At 64.3% G+C, this 16,224-nt stretch carries 20 protein-coding genes; 8 read left to right on the top strand and 12 right to left on the bottom strand.

From position 1 onward, the window contains the following. Positions 1-98: 98 nt before the first annotated feature. The 10 genes from ACERI1_RS11510 to ACERI1_RS11465 form a co-directional block, all read right to left on the bottom strand. Positions 99-1,202, bottom strand: a complete 1,104-nt coding sequence (locus ACERI1_RS11510; protein WP_373618305.1) for a putative sulfate/molybdate transporter — start codon at positions 1,200-1,202, stop codon at positions 99-101. Between the two features lie 201 nt (positions 1,203-1,403). Further along, positions 1,404-1,712, bottom strand: coding sequence for a 30S ribosomal protein S10 (gene rpsJ, locus ACERI1_RS11505; protein ID WP_004215311.1), 309 nt, complete (start codon positions 1,710-1,712; stop codon positions 1,404-1,406). Then, complete coding sequence (gene tuf, locus ACERI1_RS11500; protein ID WP_373618304.1) at positions 1,713-2,975, bottom strand: translation elongation factor EF-1 subunit alpha; 1,263 nt, start codon at positions 2,973-2,975, stop codon at positions 1,713-1,715. Between the two features lie 285 nt (positions 2,976-3,260). Beyond that, a complete protein-coding gene (locus tag ACERI1_RS11495) occupies positions 3,261-4,208 on the bottom strand; it encodes a homoserine dehydrogenase (RefSeq protein ID WP_373618303.1) in 948 nt (315 codons plus the stop codon). Next, positions 4,205-4,777 (bottom strand): amino acid-binding protein, encoded by a 573-nt coding sequence (locus ACERI1_RS11490; protein ID WP_373618302.1) that lies wholly within the window; start codon positions 4,775-4,777, stop codon positions 4,205-4,207. The genes ACERI1_RS11495 and ACERI1_RS11490 overlap by 4 nt, the downstream gene beginning before the upstream one ends. 126 nt (positions 4,778-4,903) lie before the next feature. Continuing rightward, positions 4,904-5,896 (bottom strand): sulfite exporter TauE/SafE family protein, encoded by a 993-nt coding sequence (locus ACERI1_RS11485; RefSeq protein WP_373618551.1) that lies wholly within the window; start codon positions 5,894-5,896, stop codon positions 4,904-4,906. 8 nt (positions 5,897-5,904) lie between these two features. Continuing rightward, entirely contained in the window at positions 5,905-6,054 is a 150-nt protein-coding gene (locus tag ACERI1_RS11480; RefSeq protein WP_373618301.1) for a hypothetical protein, read from the bottom strand. Between the two features lie 547 nt (positions 6,055-6,601). Further along, positions 6,602-6,967, bottom strand: coding sequence for a NifU family protein (locus ACERI1_RS11475; protein WP_373618300.1), 366 nt, complete (start codon positions 6,965-6,967; stop codon positions 6,602-6,604). Between the two features lie 60 nt (positions 6,968-7,027). Next, positions 7,028-8,467, bottom strand: coding sequence for an LVIVD repeat-containing protein (locus ACERI1_RS11470; RefSeq protein WP_373618299.1), 1,440 nt, complete (start codon positions 8,465-8,467; stop codon positions 7,028-7,030). A gap of 73 nt (positions 8,468-8,540) precedes the next feature. Next, positions 8,541-9,518 (bottom strand): ROK family protein, encoded by a 978-nt coding sequence (locus ACERI1_RS11465; protein WP_373618298.1) that lies wholly within the window; start codon positions 9,516-9,518, stop codon positions 8,541-8,543. Positions 9,519-9,675: 157 nt separating this feature from the next. On the opposite strand from ACERI1_RS11465, the gene ACERI1_RS11460 reads away from it, so the two are divergent. Further along, positions 9,676-10,110, top strand: coding sequence for a hypothetical protein (locus tag ACERI1_RS11460; RefSeq protein WP_373618297.1), 435 nt, complete (start codon positions 9,676-9,678; stop codon positions 10,108-10,110). A 208-nt stretch (positions 10,111-10,318) separates the two neighbouring features. Here ACERI1_RS11460 and ACERI1_RS11455 read toward each other — a convergent pair whose 3' ends face one another. After that, entirely contained in the window at positions 10,319-10,783 is a 465-nt protein-coding gene (locus ACERI1_RS11455; protein ID WP_373618296.1) for a universal stress protein, read from the bottom strand. Positions 10,784-10,909: 126 nt separating this feature from the next. Continuing rightward, positions 10,910-11,377, bottom strand: a complete 468-nt coding sequence (locus tag ACERI1_RS11450) for a universal stress protein (protein ID WP_373618295.1) — start codon at positions 11,375-11,377, stop codon at positions 10,910-10,912. Positions 11,378-11,508: 131 nt separating this feature from the next. Here ACERI1_RS11450 and ACERI1_RS11445 point away from each other — a divergent pair, with 131 nt between their 5' ends. The 7 genes from ACERI1_RS11445 to ACERI1_RS11415 all read left to right on the top strand — a co-directional run bounded on the left by ACERI1_RS11445 (position 11,509) and on the right by ACERI1_RS11415 (position 16,203). Then, on the top strand, positions 11,509-12,249 hold the full coding sequence (locus tag ACERI1_RS11445; protein ID WP_373618294.1) for an SDR family NAD(P)-dependent oxidoreductase: 741 nt from the start codon (positions 11,509-11,511) through the stop codon (positions 12,247-12,249). A gap of 75 nt (positions 12,250-12,324) precedes the next feature. Continuing rightward, positions 12,325-13,017, top strand: a complete 693-nt coding sequence (locus ACERI1_RS11440) for a YqjF family protein (protein WP_373618293.1) — start codon at positions 12,325-12,327, stop codon at positions 13,015-13,017. Between the two features lie 53 nt (positions 13,018-13,070). Further along, entirely contained in the window at positions 13,071-13,559 is a 489-nt protein-coding gene (locus ACERI1_RS11435; protein WP_373618292.1) for an MOSC domain-containing protein, read from the top strand. 241 nt (positions 13,560-13,800) lie between these two features. Further along, on the top strand, positions 13,801-14,598 hold the full coding sequence (locus ACERI1_RS11430) for a YqcI/YcgG family protein (protein ID WP_373618291.1): 798 nt from the start codon (positions 13,801-13,803) through the stop codon (positions 14,596-14,598). Next, positions 14,595-15,188, top strand: a complete 594-nt coding sequence (locus ACERI1_RS11425; RefSeq protein WP_373618290.1) for a cysteine hydrolase family protein — start codon at positions 14,595-14,597, stop codon at positions 15,186-15,188. Before ACERI1_RS11430 ends, ACERI1_RS11425 begins: the two co-directional genes overlap by 4 nt. Before the next feature lie 76 nt (positions 15,189-15,264). Beyond that, positions 15,265-15,732: a phosphopantetheine adenylyltransferase gene (locus ACERI1_RS11420; protein ID WP_373618289.1), complete on the top strand. Its 468-nt coding sequence runs from the start codon at positions 15,265-15,267 to the stop codon at positions 15,730-15,732. 60 nt (positions 15,733-15,792) lie between these two features. Further along, positions 15,793-16,203, top strand: coding sequence for a hypothetical protein (locus tag ACERI1_RS11415; RefSeq protein ID WP_373618288.1), 411 nt, complete (start codon positions 15,793-15,795; stop codon positions 16,201-16,203). Positions 16,204-16,224 lie beyond the last annotated feature (21 nt).

Here is a 16,224-nt window from a genome sequence, read left to right as displayed (position 1 = left end):
CGCCGTCGTACTCCGCCCCGCAGTCGAACAACTCGGCCCAGCTCGATGACATCGGTGGCGATTGGAGCCGAAGGCTGAAAGCTCTCTGGCTTTGATTGCTACGACCGCCGCGAGAGTACCCAGAACGTGACGGTTCCGAGGGCAAACGCGACGCCGACGTTCATCAGCAGGCCGACGACGCCGACCGCCGCAACGAGCGTGAACGACCGGCGATCGGCCACGGGCTCGAAGGCTGCGCGCGCGAGCTCGAGGGCCACGACGACGAGCAACACGCCAAGGATCGCCATCGGGAACGCGGCGAGGACGGCCCCGGCGGCGACGAGCGCGAGCGCGAGATACCCGATCCCCAGCAGGACGTTCGCGCCGCCGGTTCGTGCGCCGAAGGCGTACTTGCCGGCGAGCCCGCCGCTGCCGTGACACATCGGGACACCACCGAACGGAACCGCCGCAAGGCAGGTGATGCCCATACTCGTCGAGAGCGTATCCGCCGAAATCTCCCGATCGTACAGATCGCCACAGAGCAGGGCCGTCGCGATCGCGGCGTTGCCGATCGTCATACCGAGTTGCGCGACGGTTCCTTCGAGTGCAGCTGCGCTGACCGACGGCGGCCCAGCGGGAAAGACGGCGAGCGTCGGCACTGTCGGCGTCGGAACGCCAGCCGTCACGACGGCGGCGATGCCGCCGAGTCCGAGCACGACCAGCACGCTTGCCTCTCGATAGCCGACAAGCGCCAGCAGGCCAACGACGGCAAGCCCGGCTGCCGCGACGGGCACGTTCGCGAGCGAGAGGTCGACGGCTGCCTCGAGCAAGAGCAGCGCTACGGCGAGTTGGACGCCACGGATGACGGGTTCACCGACGACCCGTTGGAGCCGGCCGACGAGCCCGAGTTGTCCCACCGTGAGCAAGACACCGCCGGCGAGCAATCCGGCGGCGGCGAGTTCGGCATAGGTTAGCGTGCCGACGATCGCCAGCCCGACCAGCGCCTTCATCGGCTCGACGGAAAGCGGCAGGCCGTAGTAGACACCCCAGACGATCTGGAACACGCCGAAGCCGATCAAAACGTGGGGAAGCGAGACGCTGGTCGTCGCTCCCAGTGCAACCAACAGCGGTAGGACCGTAACCGAATCCCCTAGCGCACCCGCCAGTTCACTCGTGGTGAACTCGAGATCGGTATCGAGCGGTGATCCGACGGAGTACGACATCTATCCCGTGATACTGTCGGAGCGGTCTTGACTCTTGGCAGTAACCATGATTTGTTTCACTCACCCGATTCGCGTCGCTGGATTCGGTTACCGGCGTGCGTACCAGCGAGGCCGCTTTCGGGACGAGCGGTATCGCTGCAGCGGGCGCTATCGGACGGGTCTAAAAACGGAAAGCACTCGAACTCGAGTCGCGATCGGTCCTTAGTCTTCGAGGACGATCTCGATCGAGACGTCGTTCGGCACCTGAATGCGCATGAGCTGGCGGAGTGCGCGTTCGTCGGCGTCCAGATCGATCAGGCGCTTGTGGACGCGCATCTCCCAGTGCTCCCACGTCGCAGTGCCTTCGCCGTCAGGCGACTTCCGGGTCGGCACCTCGAGCGTTTTCGTCGGCAGCGGGATGGGTCCGCTCAGGTTGACGCCGGTGTTGTTCGCGATCTCGCGGACGTCGTCACAGATGTCGTCTAGGTCGTCGGGACTCGTGCCCGCGAGTCGAACGCGTGCCTGCTGCATTTATTTCTCGTGGACGTCGAGGACCTTCCCGGCCGCGATGGTCTGGCCCATGTCTCGGATGGCGAAGCTCCCGAGCTCGGGGATCTCGCTGGACGGCTCGATGCTGAGGGGCTTCTGCGGTCGGATGGTGACCACAGCAGCGTCACCCGACTGGATGAAGTCGGGGTTCTCCTCGGCGACCTCGCCGCTCGAGGGGTCCATCTTCTTGTCGATGGACTCGATCGTACAGGCGACCTGTGCGGTGTGGGCGTGGAAGACCGGCGTGTAACCGGCGGTGATCACGCTTGGGTGCTGCATGACGACGACCTGTGCCTGGAACGTCTCGGCGACGCTTGGCGGCTCGTCTGCAGGACCACAGACGTCACCACGGCGGATGTCGTCCTTGCCGATGCCGCGGACGTTGAATCCGACGTTGTCACCGGGTTCGGCCTTGGGCACCTCTTCGTGGTGCATCTCGATCGTCTTCACTTCGCCGCCCACGTCAGAGGGCTGGAAGGAGACGTTGTCGCCGACGTTCATGACACCGGTCTCGATACGTCCGACTGGGACGGTACCGATACCGGAGATCGTGTAAACGTCCTGGATGGGGAGTCGGAGCGGCGCGTCCGTCGGTGGCTCCGGCTCCGGCAGGTCGTTGAGTGCCTCGAGGAGGATCTCGCCGTCGTACCAGTCGGTGTTCTCCGAGCGTTCGGCGATGTTGTCGCCCTCGAACGCCGAGATCGGGATGAACGAGGCGTCGTCGGTGTTGAACTGAACCTGCTTGAGGAGCTGCTCGACTTCCTCGACGACTTCGTTGTACGTCGACTCCTTGTAGTCGACGACGTCCATCTTGTTGATGCCGATGATGAGCTCGTCGATACCGAGGGTACGAGCCAGGAAGACGTGCTCCTGGGTCTGGGGCGCGACACCGTCGTCAGCGGCGACGACGAGGACGGCGTTGTCCGCCTGGGATGCGCCCGTGATCATGTTCTTCACGAAGTCGCGGTGGCCAGGACAGTCGACGATGGTGAAGTCGTAGGCGTCCGTCGAGAACTCCTGGTGGGCGATGTCGATGGTGACACCACGCTCTCGCTCCTCAGCGAGGTTGTCCATGACGTAGGCGAACTCGAAGCCACCCTTGCCTTTCTCTTCTGCTTCTTCGCGGTGCTGTTCGATGACGTGCTCTGGTACGCTCCCCGTCTCGTAGAGGAGTCGTCCCACGAGCGTACTCTTCCCGTGGTCAACGTGACCGATGATGGCCAGGTTCTGGTGTTGGTCGCTCATTGTTGTAGCTCACGCGCAGAGGCGCTTATATCGGTCTCTTTCGCTCGTTGCGGTTAAAACCATTTCGAAAGCGTATTCAGTCGATCCCGACGCTGTCTTGCGGTTTGGCTAGCATTCACACGCCACTGAACGTCCAGTGGCGACCGCCGTCGACGGGTTGCTGGCGGGCTCGAGGGCCTGGTTCCCGACTCGAGCGCCACACACGTCTCGGGCGCGGTCGGCGACAGGCAACAACCAGTAGTGAAGCGAGAGAGCCAACAGTAGAACGGGAACGTTGTGATCGCGTTACAGCGGTGGCAGTCGACCGACGTCGGAGAGCACCGCCGTCGCGGTTTCCGGGCCACCGGCGCCGCGACCGCTCGTGTGAAGCGAGCCGGCGTGTCGGGTCTCGATCTGAACGATGTTGCGCGTCCCGGTTACTGCGAGTGCGCTGTTTTCGGGAACGAGCCGCGGCCCCACGCGGACACCGTCGCGGGTCGCCTCGCCGATGAGCCGGATCGTGCGACCGTCTTCGGCGGCGAGATCGAGCGCGCTGCCCGAGATCGACTGGATGCCGTCGACCGTCGCGTCCTCGAGTGAGAAGCCACCGTCGGAGAGGACGTTCGCGAGGATGACGAACTTCAGCGCGGCGTCGGTGCCGTCGACGTCGAAGGTGGGGTCGGCCTCGGCAACGCCCAGGTCTTGGGCTTCGGCGAGGACGTGCTCGTAGTCGAGTCCCTCGGCGGCCATCCGCGTGAGAATGAAGTTCGCAGTGCCGTTCAAGACGCCACGGACCGCGGTGACTGCTTCCGGCGTACTGTCTTCGATCGTCGAGAGGATCGGAATCGCGCCGCCGACGGTCGCCTCGAAGCGGATCGAGCCCGCGCTCTCGTCCTCGAGTGCGCGCAGCTCCTCGTAGCGTTCGGCGACCGGGCCCTTGTTCGCGAGGACGGCGTGGCGGTCAGCCTCGAGCGCGCGCTTGACGTGGGAAAAGCCGGGTTCGGCGTCGCCGAGCGTCGTCGGGGTCGCCTCGACCAGCACGTCGTAGTCCGTCTCGAAGACGTCTTCCGGGGCAGCGGAACCGACAGCCTCGCCGCCGACCTTGCGCTCGAGGGCGTCCTCGACGGCGATGCCGTCCGTCTCGACCGCGGCGCTGCTGGAGTCGGCGAGAGCGACGACGTCGTGGCCGTACTCGCCGGCGAGGTCGGCGACCGAGCGACCGACGTCACCGGCACCGAGAATTGCGAGTTTCATGCGGCCTCACCTCCGAGCAGTGGTTCGACGACGGTCAGCTCTTTGTCCGTCCCGATCGAGCGGATAGCCGCGAGTGCCTCCGCGGAGCGACCGGAGTTGATTGCGAGTCGCGCGCGAGCGCTCGCGACACCGTCAGTACCCTCGGGCGACGTCACCGAGAGATCCTGAACGATGGCGTCGGCCTCGTCTTCGATCCGCGAGAGGGTATTCGAGAGATCGGTCTCGATCAGGTGGCCGATCAGAACGACGCTGATCTCATCGCCGTAGTGTTCTTCGCCGGCCTGGATGACGTTGACGCCGGCGTCGCGCAACGCATCGACGATACTGTCGAACCGGTCTGGGGGACACTCCATGTCGACCTCAACGGGGATGTGCCCGCGAGGCGTGATGTTGCCACGTTCGTGGTGGATGCTCAGCAGATTGCCGCCGTTGTCGGCGATCGGTGCGAGCGCGCGGAGCAACTCGCCGGGTTCGTCGACGAGCTCGAGCCGAACAGTGTAGGCGCGGACGCCACCGTCGGTCTCGGCGTCGGGATCGTCCTCGTCGTCGGACTCGGGTACGTTACCCATCGTCGTCACCTCCTGCCTGCGGACGGTTACTCATCATGGTGTACGAGTCCGTAACGGGCGCATAAAAGGATATAGGACTTCCCAACGCTCACTGCCTGTCAACGAGGGACATGGGATCTGCCGCGCTCAGTCTGCGGCGTGGACCGATTCGGCAGGCTCGTCCTCGCGAATGCTCTGGATACTCGCCCAGATGACTGCGCCGCTGACTAGCAGGGCCGAGCCAAAGATGAGCACCTGACTCAACTGGTTGAAGATCTCCATACCGTAGGCGTTCCCGAGGTTTCGGCTGGCCACTGCGGCCGATCCCGCCAGCAACATCGCGGCGAAGTACTCGGTGATGTCGTCTTCGTTGACGAGCGCCGTCGCGCCGGCACCGATTCGAGCGCCCATCGCACTCCCCGCGAGCAGGGGCAGGACGATCGTCAGGTCGAGCGCACCGGACTGAGCGTAGGTGAACGCGCCGAACGCGCCCGAGGCCGTGATCTGGAACACGTCAGTCCCGACCGCGACCGCGGCGGGCACGCCCAGACCGTACATCATCGCGGGCATCAGCAGGAAGCCGCCACCGACGCCGAGGAAGCCCGAGAGGATGCCGATGGCAAACGCCATCGCGAGCGTCACCCACAGCGACACTTTGGTTCCGCCTTTGATCGAGACCATCGGCGGAATCTCGATCGACTGGAACTTCTCGGCAAGCGCGGACCCGTCGTCGTCCGAACTCTCCGTGCGGGCGTCTCGCAACATGAGCAGCCCGACGATCGCCAGCAATCCGATATACGAAATACTCACCACGAGGTCGGCGAAGCCGAGTGCTTTCAGGTAGTAGACGACCCCCTTCCCGACTTCGATGCCGGCGGTCATCCCCACGATGAACATCAGGCCGAGCTTGTAGTCTACCTGTCCGTGGTCGCGGTGGCGAAGCGCCGCGATCACCGAAGTCCCGAAGACGAACGCGAGGCCGCTCCCGACCGCAGTCGTCGAGTCGTACCCCATCACCAGTAGCGCGGGCGTGACGAGGAACGACCCGCCCATCCCGAAGAACCCGAACAGGGTCCCGATGAGCAGGCCGAAACTGACGAACAAGCCGAGTTGCCCCGCCGCGATCCCGAATAGTTCCATCGCCATGATTAGCTCCCTCCGAGGGCGCTTTTGAGCGGCTCACTCAATGCCGTCGTGAGCGCACCATACACGACGTACAGCACCATCGCTTCGACGAGGACGGCACCGACGCCCGTAATGGCCTGGCCGGTCGCGCCAAGCGACTCGAGCCCGATCATTGTTCGATCACGCTGCTATTGCATGCCCGTGTCGGTTGCATCGATAGCGACGCCTCAACTCGTCCTTGTTTAATAGCCTTGTGGAGGCCGCGCAAGATAGAATACGCATATGTTCACTATCATGTTGCGTAGGATAGCCATAACTTATCGAAGCTGAGGCTCGCGATCTGGCCGGTTATTTTTGCCGCTATCTGTGACAGAATCTGATCGCGCGCAGCCCGTAAACGTCCACGAATACAGCCACACACCGCGGACACTCTCATTGCACGGTCATACGGACTATAGACAGTTGTTACCGGCACACTCGAGCACGGCCATCGGCTGTGCTATCGCCCCAACTAAACCGGGTGACACACCGATCGAACAGTCAACGGTGCTCGCTTCTGTCGTCGTCCGAACTGCGCTTCCATCGTGCGATCGGGTGTGCAGTGACAGCAGCCGGTCTCACGAGCGTCGGACAGGTCGGCGCTTTGCGGATCGTTCGTTTTTTTTTTCGAGCGGGTAGCGACCGCTCGAGATTACCGATCGAAGGCGTCGAAAAGAGCAGTTATAGATGGTCTTTGCCCGGGTTCGACGAGCCCCAGTCGCCGCGACCACCCTCTGTCCGGTCGATTCCCATGATCGACTCGGGCTGGTCGGGGCCGCCGAGACTGTCGCGGGCGTCTGGGACGCGAACCGTTATCTCGTCGATCTCGGGCCAGGTGAGCAGTTCGGCTTCGATATTGCCTGTCGTCACGTTGCTGACCGAACAGCCCTTGCAGCCACCACCAAGCTCGATGATGACTTCGCCGGTCTCGGGATCGGCTGCGCGTACCGCGCTGGTGCCGCCGTGCATCTGAATGATCGGCATCTCGCGTGTCAACCAGTTCTCGACACGCTCTCGCAGCGACGGCTCGGCCTCGGAGTCACTCATAGGTCTGCCTACGTGCTCGAACGGGGAATAAGTTCGGTCACGCTGCCGAAATCAGTCGAATTAATCCTGAACGTTTCCGCGGCGTCGGCGCAGCCACTCGAGTGCGACGCCGCCACTGACGAGGCCCGCGACGCCAGTAAAGCCCGGGCTTGAATCGCTGCCAGCGTCAGGTTCGGTCCCGCTCGTTTCGTTCGGGTCGTCCTCCCCGAGCCACTCGGCAGGTGGTTGCAGCGACGGCGGGTCGGTCTGCTCACCAGCCTCAGCCGGGAACGTGTAGAGTGCGCCCTCGAGCGACGTGTTGGGGATCGCTTCGGTGCTCGAGGCGATGAACGCCTCGCCGGGACCGACCACGCGTGCGGTCCAGAACCCCGTCTCTGCCGGATCGCGCCACCAGGCGAGCCGTTCGGGATCGGTGGGGTCGGACACGTCGTGAATCTGGACGCCGGCCCGGTACCACGCCGAGTAGAGCCGGTCGTCACGCAGTTCGAAGTTGTGTGCGGTCGTCCAGGTCCCGCCACGATACGATTCGTCGACCGTCCGCGGGGCGTCGATCGATCCTCGGTGGACTGGATCCGTCAGATCGCGTACGTCGTAGAGGTCGATCCCGCCCGGATGGTCGGGTGCGGCCCCGCCGGTCGCCCACGCTTCCCGTCCGACCGCCAGCAGGTCGCCGCTGTCGTCGACCGCCGCGTAGTGATCGTTGCCGGGCAGCCCGTAGACGCCGTCCCGGAAGTCGTCGAGTTCGCGTTGGGCCTCGAGCGTGGTGTCCGCGATGTGGCTGACGACCGAGAGATCAGCTGGCTCGCTGATATCGAGAACGTAGGTTCCGGCGTTCCAGCACGGGAGGTAGGCCGTCCCGTCTTGCACGAAAACGTCGTGGAGATAGCGCCCGAGCCAGTGGACGTCGCGCCAGCCGGGCTCGTGGTCCAGCAGCGACCAGTCCCCGATCTGCGTGATCTCATCGCCACCGATGTCGACGATCACGAGCCGGTTGTCCTGTTGTGTGTTCTCGACGAGAAAGAGCCGGTCTCCCTCGAGGTAGCAGTTGTGGATATGGTATCCCGTTTCGTAGGCACCGGTCGGGACAGGCCGTTCGGGATCGCTCACGTCGTAGCGTCGGACGCCCAGGTAGAGGTCGCTCGAGCGGGCGGTTTCGGCGGGGCCGGCGACGATCAGTCGGTCGCCGTCGACGGTCAGATCGAGGATCTGCGTCAGCGACGCGCCGTCGATCGCGATGTCGCGTTCCTCGGCGAGAATCGTCGGGTCGGCGGGATCGCTCACGTCGACGACCGCGAATCCGGTGGTCGCGGCGACGTACGCGATCTCCTCGTCGCCGACGACAGCTTCGGCAGCGCCGGTGATGGGAACCTGCCCGAGCGGTTCGTAGGAGTTCCCCTGCTGGGGGCCTGCGGCAGTCGATCGGGATGTCACGGCCATCGATGGCAGAGATAAGCCGAGCCCGGCGACACCGCCCTTCGTGAGGAACACTCTCCGCTTCATAATTGGACCAGCGGATACAGATACATAGAAGATGGTGTACCCGGTGGCGTACCTCGTGACCGAGACGTATGGCTCAGTTGCGGAGCCGACGCCGATCCCCGGTCCCTTCGGTCAGCGCGCTGGCGAGTGCCCCCTCGACGACGACGTCGTCGCCGAGGTCAGTGACGTGAATCTCCGGCACGTTCGTCATTACCATCTCCGAGACGCGCTCGCGGATCGGGTCGACGACCAAGTCCTCGTTGTGCAACGCGACCGCGCCGCCGAAGGAGACGACGATCGGCGCGAACGCGTGGATCACGTTCGTGACCCCGATCGCGTTCCAGTGGGCGAGCTGTTCGATGACGTAGTCGGCGAGGTCGTCCTCGCCGGCGAGATCGAAGACGTCCTTCGCCGTGAACTCCGGGCCCTCGAGCGGGAGGGCGGTCGAAATCGTCGGGTCGTCGTCGGCGAGTAGCCGGGCGAAGTCGGGGATGGCGTTGCCCGAACAGTAAGCTTCCCAGTGGCCGTCGTGGCCGCAGCCACAGGTCAGCCGACCGTGGGGGTCGACGACGTAGTGGCCGACCTCGCCGGCGTTGCCGTCCCAGCCGCTGACGATGCGACCGTCCGAGCAGACGCCGGCACCGATCCCCGAGGAGATGGTGATGTAGACCATATCGTCGGGGTTACTGGCGGCGTGGAACCGTTCGCCGATGACACCCGCGGTCGTGTCGTTGTGGAGGTAGACGTCGTCACTGTCGATCAGCTTCGAGATCGGCCCGGTCAGCGGGATGCGGTCGATCGAGTCAGGGAGGTTCGCCGGATCGATCACTGCCCCCTCGGCGAGATCGAACGGCCCGATCGAGCCGATCCCAGCGGCGGTGATCCGGGTGGGTTCGATCCCGGCATCGCCACAGGCACCGCGAAGCGTTCGCAAGACTCCCTCGGTCACGTCGATACCCGTCGGCCCGCGCGGCGTCGATCGGCGATCCACACCGATCGTCGTCCCGTCCGGCTCGGCGACGACGGCCCGGACGTTGGTCGCGCCGAGATCGACGCCCGCATAGTAGACCATGCTACCCTAGAAACGACCGCGACCGTACTTAACTACCCATATTGTACTCGGCGACGAGTATCGATTTCGATACGTTTAGAGCCGACGACACACGACGGATCCGGCGCCGTCGGCGGCGATATATATATATATGTCATACCATGCCAAACCTAATCGTATGGCCACCGACGACTCACGCGCCGATACGGACGTCGGGTCAGACCCGGCACCCGCGCTCTCCGAGACGGAACTCGAGGCCCTCCACGAGGTCGAGCTGGGCCTCGAGTGGGCACAGCGCGCCCAGGGCTGTCTGCTCGAGTTCCACCACGCGACGGGGCATGGCATGGACCACCTCTGTCGGGCCGAAGAACAGTTCAGAGAAGCGGGTCACGACGAGCTCGCCGACACGATTCGGGACGATCTCCTCCCCCACGGCGTCGTCGACGAGGACCGCTGGTCCTACGACGTCCTCGAGAACTTTCAGGAGAGCCTGCTGGCCGAAACACGGGCGCTCGAGCGACGGGTTCGGCGGGAGCTGGCCGATGGGAAGCGACACGTCCGCGAGCGAAGACAGGAACGGGAGTGGAAACGGCAGGCGGACAGTGATCGCTGATACGGTTTGCTGTAACTGTTTACCGGAGGGACCGCAGGACGGCTCGCGGTCCCTCCGGAAATGACTTACAGCAGACCGTATGAGTCAATCGTCAGCGCGCGTTGTCGCCGGCACCGTCGCCGAACGGAGCCAGGATCGGCGTCTGCTGGTGTACTGAGAGAGGGCAAAAAGCGGGATCGATCCGTCCGGCAGCGTCAGGTTCGTCTCCTCACTCCATGACGTCGAGGTCGCGGAAGTAGGTAACCGGACAGGGGGCCGAGAGGATGATTTCCTGGGAGACGGAGCCGAGAACGGCTTTTTCAGCCGGGGAGCGGCGTCGGCCACCGACGACCATGCGGTCGGCGTCGACGTCGAGTGCCATGTCGACGACTTTCGAACTGACTTCGCCGAGTGCGCCTTTGATCTCGTAGTCGACGCCGGCCTCCTCGAAGCGCTCGGCGAGTTCCGGCACCGGCGCGCGCTCGGCGGCGACCTCGTCGGGGTCGACGTCGTCGGCGCGGGCATCGAAGCCGATGTCCTCGTGGATGTCTTCGTACTCGTCTTCGGTGAAGGCGTGTCCGATCACGACTTTCGCGCCGAGTGGCTCGGCGATCTCGAGGACAGTCTCGGCGAGTTCCGGCGCGCGTACTGTGTCCATCGGTCCCACTGCAAGGAGTACCGTATCGATTGCCATGTCTCCACAGTGGTTGGGCCACCTGCATAAGTATTCTCGTCTCTGTAGGTTTCCAGCACCGACCGCGTCCGTTTTAGTGGCGTCGGTGCTGGGTGTCCCGTCGCTATCCCATCACTAGTCTGGTAGCTATTGCCTGGGGGAGGTGTCGTCACTGCGGACGAAGGTGACGGGACAGGGTGCCGACAGGAGCACCTCCTGTGCCGTCGAGCCGAAAACGGCTTTCCCGGTCGGTGATCGACGCCGCCCGCCGACGACGACCCGGTCAGCATTGGTACTCGCCGCGAGGTCGACGATCGACTGGCCGTGATCCCCGACAGCCCCACGGATCTCGTAGTCGACGCCGTGGTCGTCGAAGATGGCCTGCAATTCGTGGATCGTCGAGTGTCGGGCCGCGACCGTCTCGGGGTCGATCTCGTCGAGGCTGCGATCGAACTCGAGACGCTCGAGGACCTCGTCGTACTCGGTACTGGTAAAGACGTGTGCGAGGACGACGGTGGCGTCGGCAGGTTTCGCGACCTCGAGGACCGTCTCGGCCAGTTGCCCGCTGCGGTCTTCGTCACCGGGACCGACTGCGAGTAACACCGTATCTAGCATGGGTAGTGAATCGAACCACAGCACCGTAAAGCCGCGGCAGGGTGGCGACGGGGATCGATGCCGACTGAACTCCGGACAGCCGGCACTCCCACGCCGTCACCGTTTTCCACGCCGTCGTCGAGTATCGACGCATGGACGGACCCGATCTCGACGGGCAGACGGTACTCGTGACGGGCAGTGCAAGAGGCGTCGGTCGCGAACTGCTGTTGGCGACAGCCGACTGCGGCGCGACGACGGCGGTCCACTATCACACCAGCGCCGACGCGGCCCGCGAGGTGGCCGCCCAAGCTCGCGAGCGCGGTGCACCTGCAGCGATGACGGTGCAGGGCGATGTCACCGATCCCGACAGCGTCGACGACCTCTTCGGGGCCATCGAGGCCGACCTCGGCGACGTCGACGTACTGGTAAACAACGTCGGCGACTTCGCGCCCGCGCGCTGGGACGACCTCGCGTTCGAGGACTGGACCCGCGTCCTCGAGACGAACCTCACCGGCACCTATCTCTGCTCGAAGCGAGCCCTGCCTAGAATGCGCGAGAACGGGGCCGGCAGGATCGTGAACATCGGCTACGCCTCGAGCGAGCAAGGACTCGTCAGCCCGAAGAACTTCCCCTACTTCGTCGCGAAGAAGGGCGTGTTGATGTTTACGCGCATGCTCGCGGCGGACACACAGGACGACGGGATCACGGTCAACGCCATCTCGCCGTACGTCGTCGAGAACTCCGACGAGTTCCCCGACGAGTTGCCACGCGACCGGCCCGCGAGTTTCGACGATCTGATCGCGCCGCTGTATTTTTTCCTCGATCCGGACAGTGAGTACGTCAGCGGGGAAAATATAGAGGTCGACGGCGGTTGGTTGCCCGAAGACGTGTGACTTACAGTCGAGCGAGTGCCGGTACGCACCGACGTTTGGCTGCAGCGTTTTGACCCGTCCGTCCCTAGTGCTGTTATGACGATTCCGATCGCGATGGGCTGGCGACACCTGCTCTTTGCCAACTGGCCGGTCGATCCCGCCGTCGTCGCGGCCCAGCTTCCGGACGAACTCACCGTCGAGACGTACGACGGTCGGGCGTGGCTGTCGGTCGTGCCGTATCTGAACGTCGACGTTCGCCCACGCGGGCTTCCCGCGGCGATGGGCGTCGATCTTCCCGAACTCAACCTCCGGACGTACGTCAGCCGGGACGGCGAGCCCGGCGTCTACTTCTTCAGTCTCGACGCAGAGGGTATCCTCGGCGTCGTCGGGGCACGTCTCTTTCACCGGCTGCCGTACTACTACGCCGATATCGAGATCGCCGGGACTGATCAGGGCATCGCGTTTACGAGCGAGCGACGCCATCCGGGTGCCTCGCCGGCGGCGTTTACGGGGACCTACGAGCCGGTCGGCGACCCGTTCGTCCCCGAACCCGGCTCGCTGGCGGCCTTCCTGACTGAACACTATCGCTACTACACGACGGCTCGGGACGGCACCCTTCGCTACGCCGACATCGACCACGAGCCGTGGACGCTGCGATCGGCGACGATCACCGTCGAGGCGAACACGCTGTTCGAGGCCAACGGGTTCGAACAGCCGACAGGGACGCCGATTTGTTACTACAGCCGCGGCGTCGACATCACGTCGTCGCGAAACCGCCGCTGGGAATGAGCGGGCGACAGGAGAGCGATCGATATTCCTCGCTCGCGACCCACAACTGACCCATGACAGCGACGGGAACGGTCCGAGCGATCCACATCGCGCTGGAACAGGGCGCCCCAATGGAACGCGTCGAACAGGTCACTGCAGTCGCCCGGCGAGGGCTCGAGGGTGATCGCTACTACGCCACCGAGGGGACGTTCGCCGACCGCGAGGGGAGCGACCTCACGCTCATCGAAACCGAAGCGCTCGCGGCGGTCGAACGCGACTACGGCATCTCGCTTGCGCCCGGCCTCCACCGCCGCAACCTCACGACTGCAGGGATCGCGCTCAATCATCTGGTCGGGGAGCGGTTTCGGGTTGGCGAGGTCGTCTGCGAAGGGATCGAACTCTGCGAGCCGTGTTCGTACCTCGAGCGCCACCTCGCAAAAGAGGGCACTCGCGAGGCGCTGGTTCATCGGGGTGGGCTTCGAGCGCGGATCCTCGACGATGGAATTGTGACAGCTGGTGACAGTATCGAACGTATCGATCAGCATACAGCTACCCACGACTGATACCAGTGCTCGAATCGGCGACGGCTTTCAGTGAGGCTGTTGCAGTTCGGTTACGGTTCTCGTATCACCACAGTAGCACGTAAGAACCTCAACAGGCACCAGCTGTCACTACTCCCATAGGACAGTCGGGGAAAACACTTCGTGTTCCGAGCGGCAGGAAACATGAACCTGCAGTATTCGTCGCCATTCGGACCATCGGAAGCAGAAACTACATTTTCGTGAGGCCGAAGGAAGACACACGATGAACGAACCGGGCATCCAGTCGCTAATGGACCAGGAAACGCTCGATCAGCGCGTTCGTGACGGGGAGACACCGGAGTGGGTCGCTGATCACTGGCACTCGTTTCGCGACGGACTGCTCGGCGAGCGAAACGAGACGCCGTTCCCCTGCTTTTTCGGCGCCGAATCCGTCCAGAACGGCGAGCCGATCTACACTGCGGTCCCCTCGATGAGCGACGCCGACGCACTCCTTGGACTGCGCGATCGGATCCTCGAGTACCTCGAGATCTATCAGGACCACTCGGAGCGCGCCTCGCTGGTCACCTTCTTCAAGCCGCCCACAGAACAGCTCTCGGAGGCGGAGTATCACGAGACTCTGTGGCATATCCTGCAGACGCTGCACCTCCACGATCCCGAGCCATGGCCCGAGGACATCCCCACTGATCCCGACGATTCCTACTGGGAGTTCTGTCTCGGCGGCGAGCCTATGTTCCCGACCTGCCGGGCCCCGTTCTACGAAAAGCGCAAGAGCCGGTACTGTCCGATCGGCCTCGAGATCACGTTCCAGCCCCGTTCCCTGTTCGAGAATCTGGACGTGACGGCAGACACCGAGGCCGGCCAGCACGCTCGCGACGTGATTCAGGATCGACTCGAGGGCTACGACGGGGTCTGTCCACACGCCGACCTCGGCGATTGGGGCGTCGAGGGCGACCGCGAGTGGCCCCAGTACATGCTCTCCGAAGACGACGAGCAAGCGCCATCGACGTGCCCGATCACGGTCACGCGCACGCATCCGAAACCCGGCGCGAAGTTGCCATGAACGACGGCGACGACGGGGCCGACAGACTGGCTCGAGCCGACGAGCGACTCGCGAACGCCGCCCTCGTCCTGATCGATTTCCAGCAGGGGTTCGACGACCCCGTGTGGGGCGAGCGCAACAACCCCGCAGCCGAAGCGAACGCGACGCGCGTCCTCGAGCGCTGGCGCGAGACCGGTCGACCGGTCGTCCACGTCCGCCACGACTCGACCGAGCCCGACTCGCCGCTCCGGAGCGATCAGCCCGGCTTCGCCTTTAAATCCGAGACGGAACCCATCGAGGACGAGCCGACGATGGAAAAATCGGTCAACAGCGCGTTCATCGGAACCGACCTCGAGGACTGGCTCCGCGAGCGGGGTCTCGAGACGGTCGTGATCGCCGGCCTCACGACGGATCACTGCGTCTCGACGAGCACCCGGATGGCCGAGAACCTCGGTTTCGACCCGATCGTTGTCCGCGACGCGACTGCAACGTTCGAGCGCTCGCTCGACGGTGAGACCTTCGACGCGGAGACGGTCCACTGCACCGCACTGGCGCAGCTCGCGGGCGAGTTCGCAGAGATCGCGACGACCGCCCAACTCCTCGCAGTCTGACCGATCGATCGCGGTCCGTCACTGCCATCGATTCGCGGGTCGCAGTGTTATAGGCCTGCTCGTGGCATGACGTCGTATGCGAGTCGTCGTCGCTGGCACGTTCGGGCCGCTCCATGACGGCCACCGGTCCCTGTTCGAACACGCACTCCGATTCGGCACGGACGGTGTCGTCGTCGCGCTGACGAGCGATGCGCTCGCGACCGAGACACGCCACGAGCCGCGACCGATTCCACCGTTCGACGAGCGAGCGAGTGCCGTGATGGACGCGGTCGCCGATATCGACGAGTGGAATCGTGACGTCGAAATTAGGAAACTCGAGACCGAAGCCGGGATCGCGGCCACTGATCCCGCGCTCGACGCGCTGGTGGTCTCCCCCGAGACGGCTCCCGAACTCGAGAACATCAACGACCGGCGGCGCGACCGGGACCTCGAGCCGCTGTCGGGGATCGTCGCGCCCTACGTCTATGCCGACGACGGCGAGCGGATCTCCTCGACACGGATCGTCACAGGAGCGATCGACGAACACGGTCGACTGCTCAAGTAACGGGCCGCCGATCCAGCCGTGACACAATAGTAATGGATGGGGAGACAGTCAGCTTAGATAATGAATAGCGACCGCCGACTGCCGTTGTTCGGTTTGTTAGGCAGTGCGCTGCTCGTGACGCTCGTCCTCCACCTGCTGTTCGTGCCGCGATATCTTCCCGGCGACGTGCTGTTGACCGTGCTGACACTCGGCGCTGGGTGGGTAACGTACACGCTCGTCTTCTATGCACTCGGGCGGGTTGGGGCTGCGCCCCAGCGTCAGGAATTTCCCAACATGCGGTTCGCCGATATCGGGATCGCGGTCCTGCTCGTCTCGTTGCTGGTCTTGCTGGCGTTCGACGCGGTCGGGGTTCCGCTCGAGGGACTCGTCGGGATCTACGCCCTGCCTGCGTTCGGTATCTATGTCGGTCTTGCACTGATCGGCTGGTCGATCGGTCGCCGAACCGAAGCGATCAACCAGATCGCCCAGTAGGGCCGGTCGGATACCGGCGCG

It is taken from the genome of Natrinema sp. HArc-T2 (assembly GCF_041821085.1).
In the GTDB taxonomy this organism is placed as follows: domain Archaea; phylum Halobacteriota; class Halobacteria; order Halobacteriales; family Natrialbaceae; genus Natrinema.
Note: the sequence above shows the minus strand (reverse complement) of the source record. Positions and strands in the feature narration are given on the sequence as shown.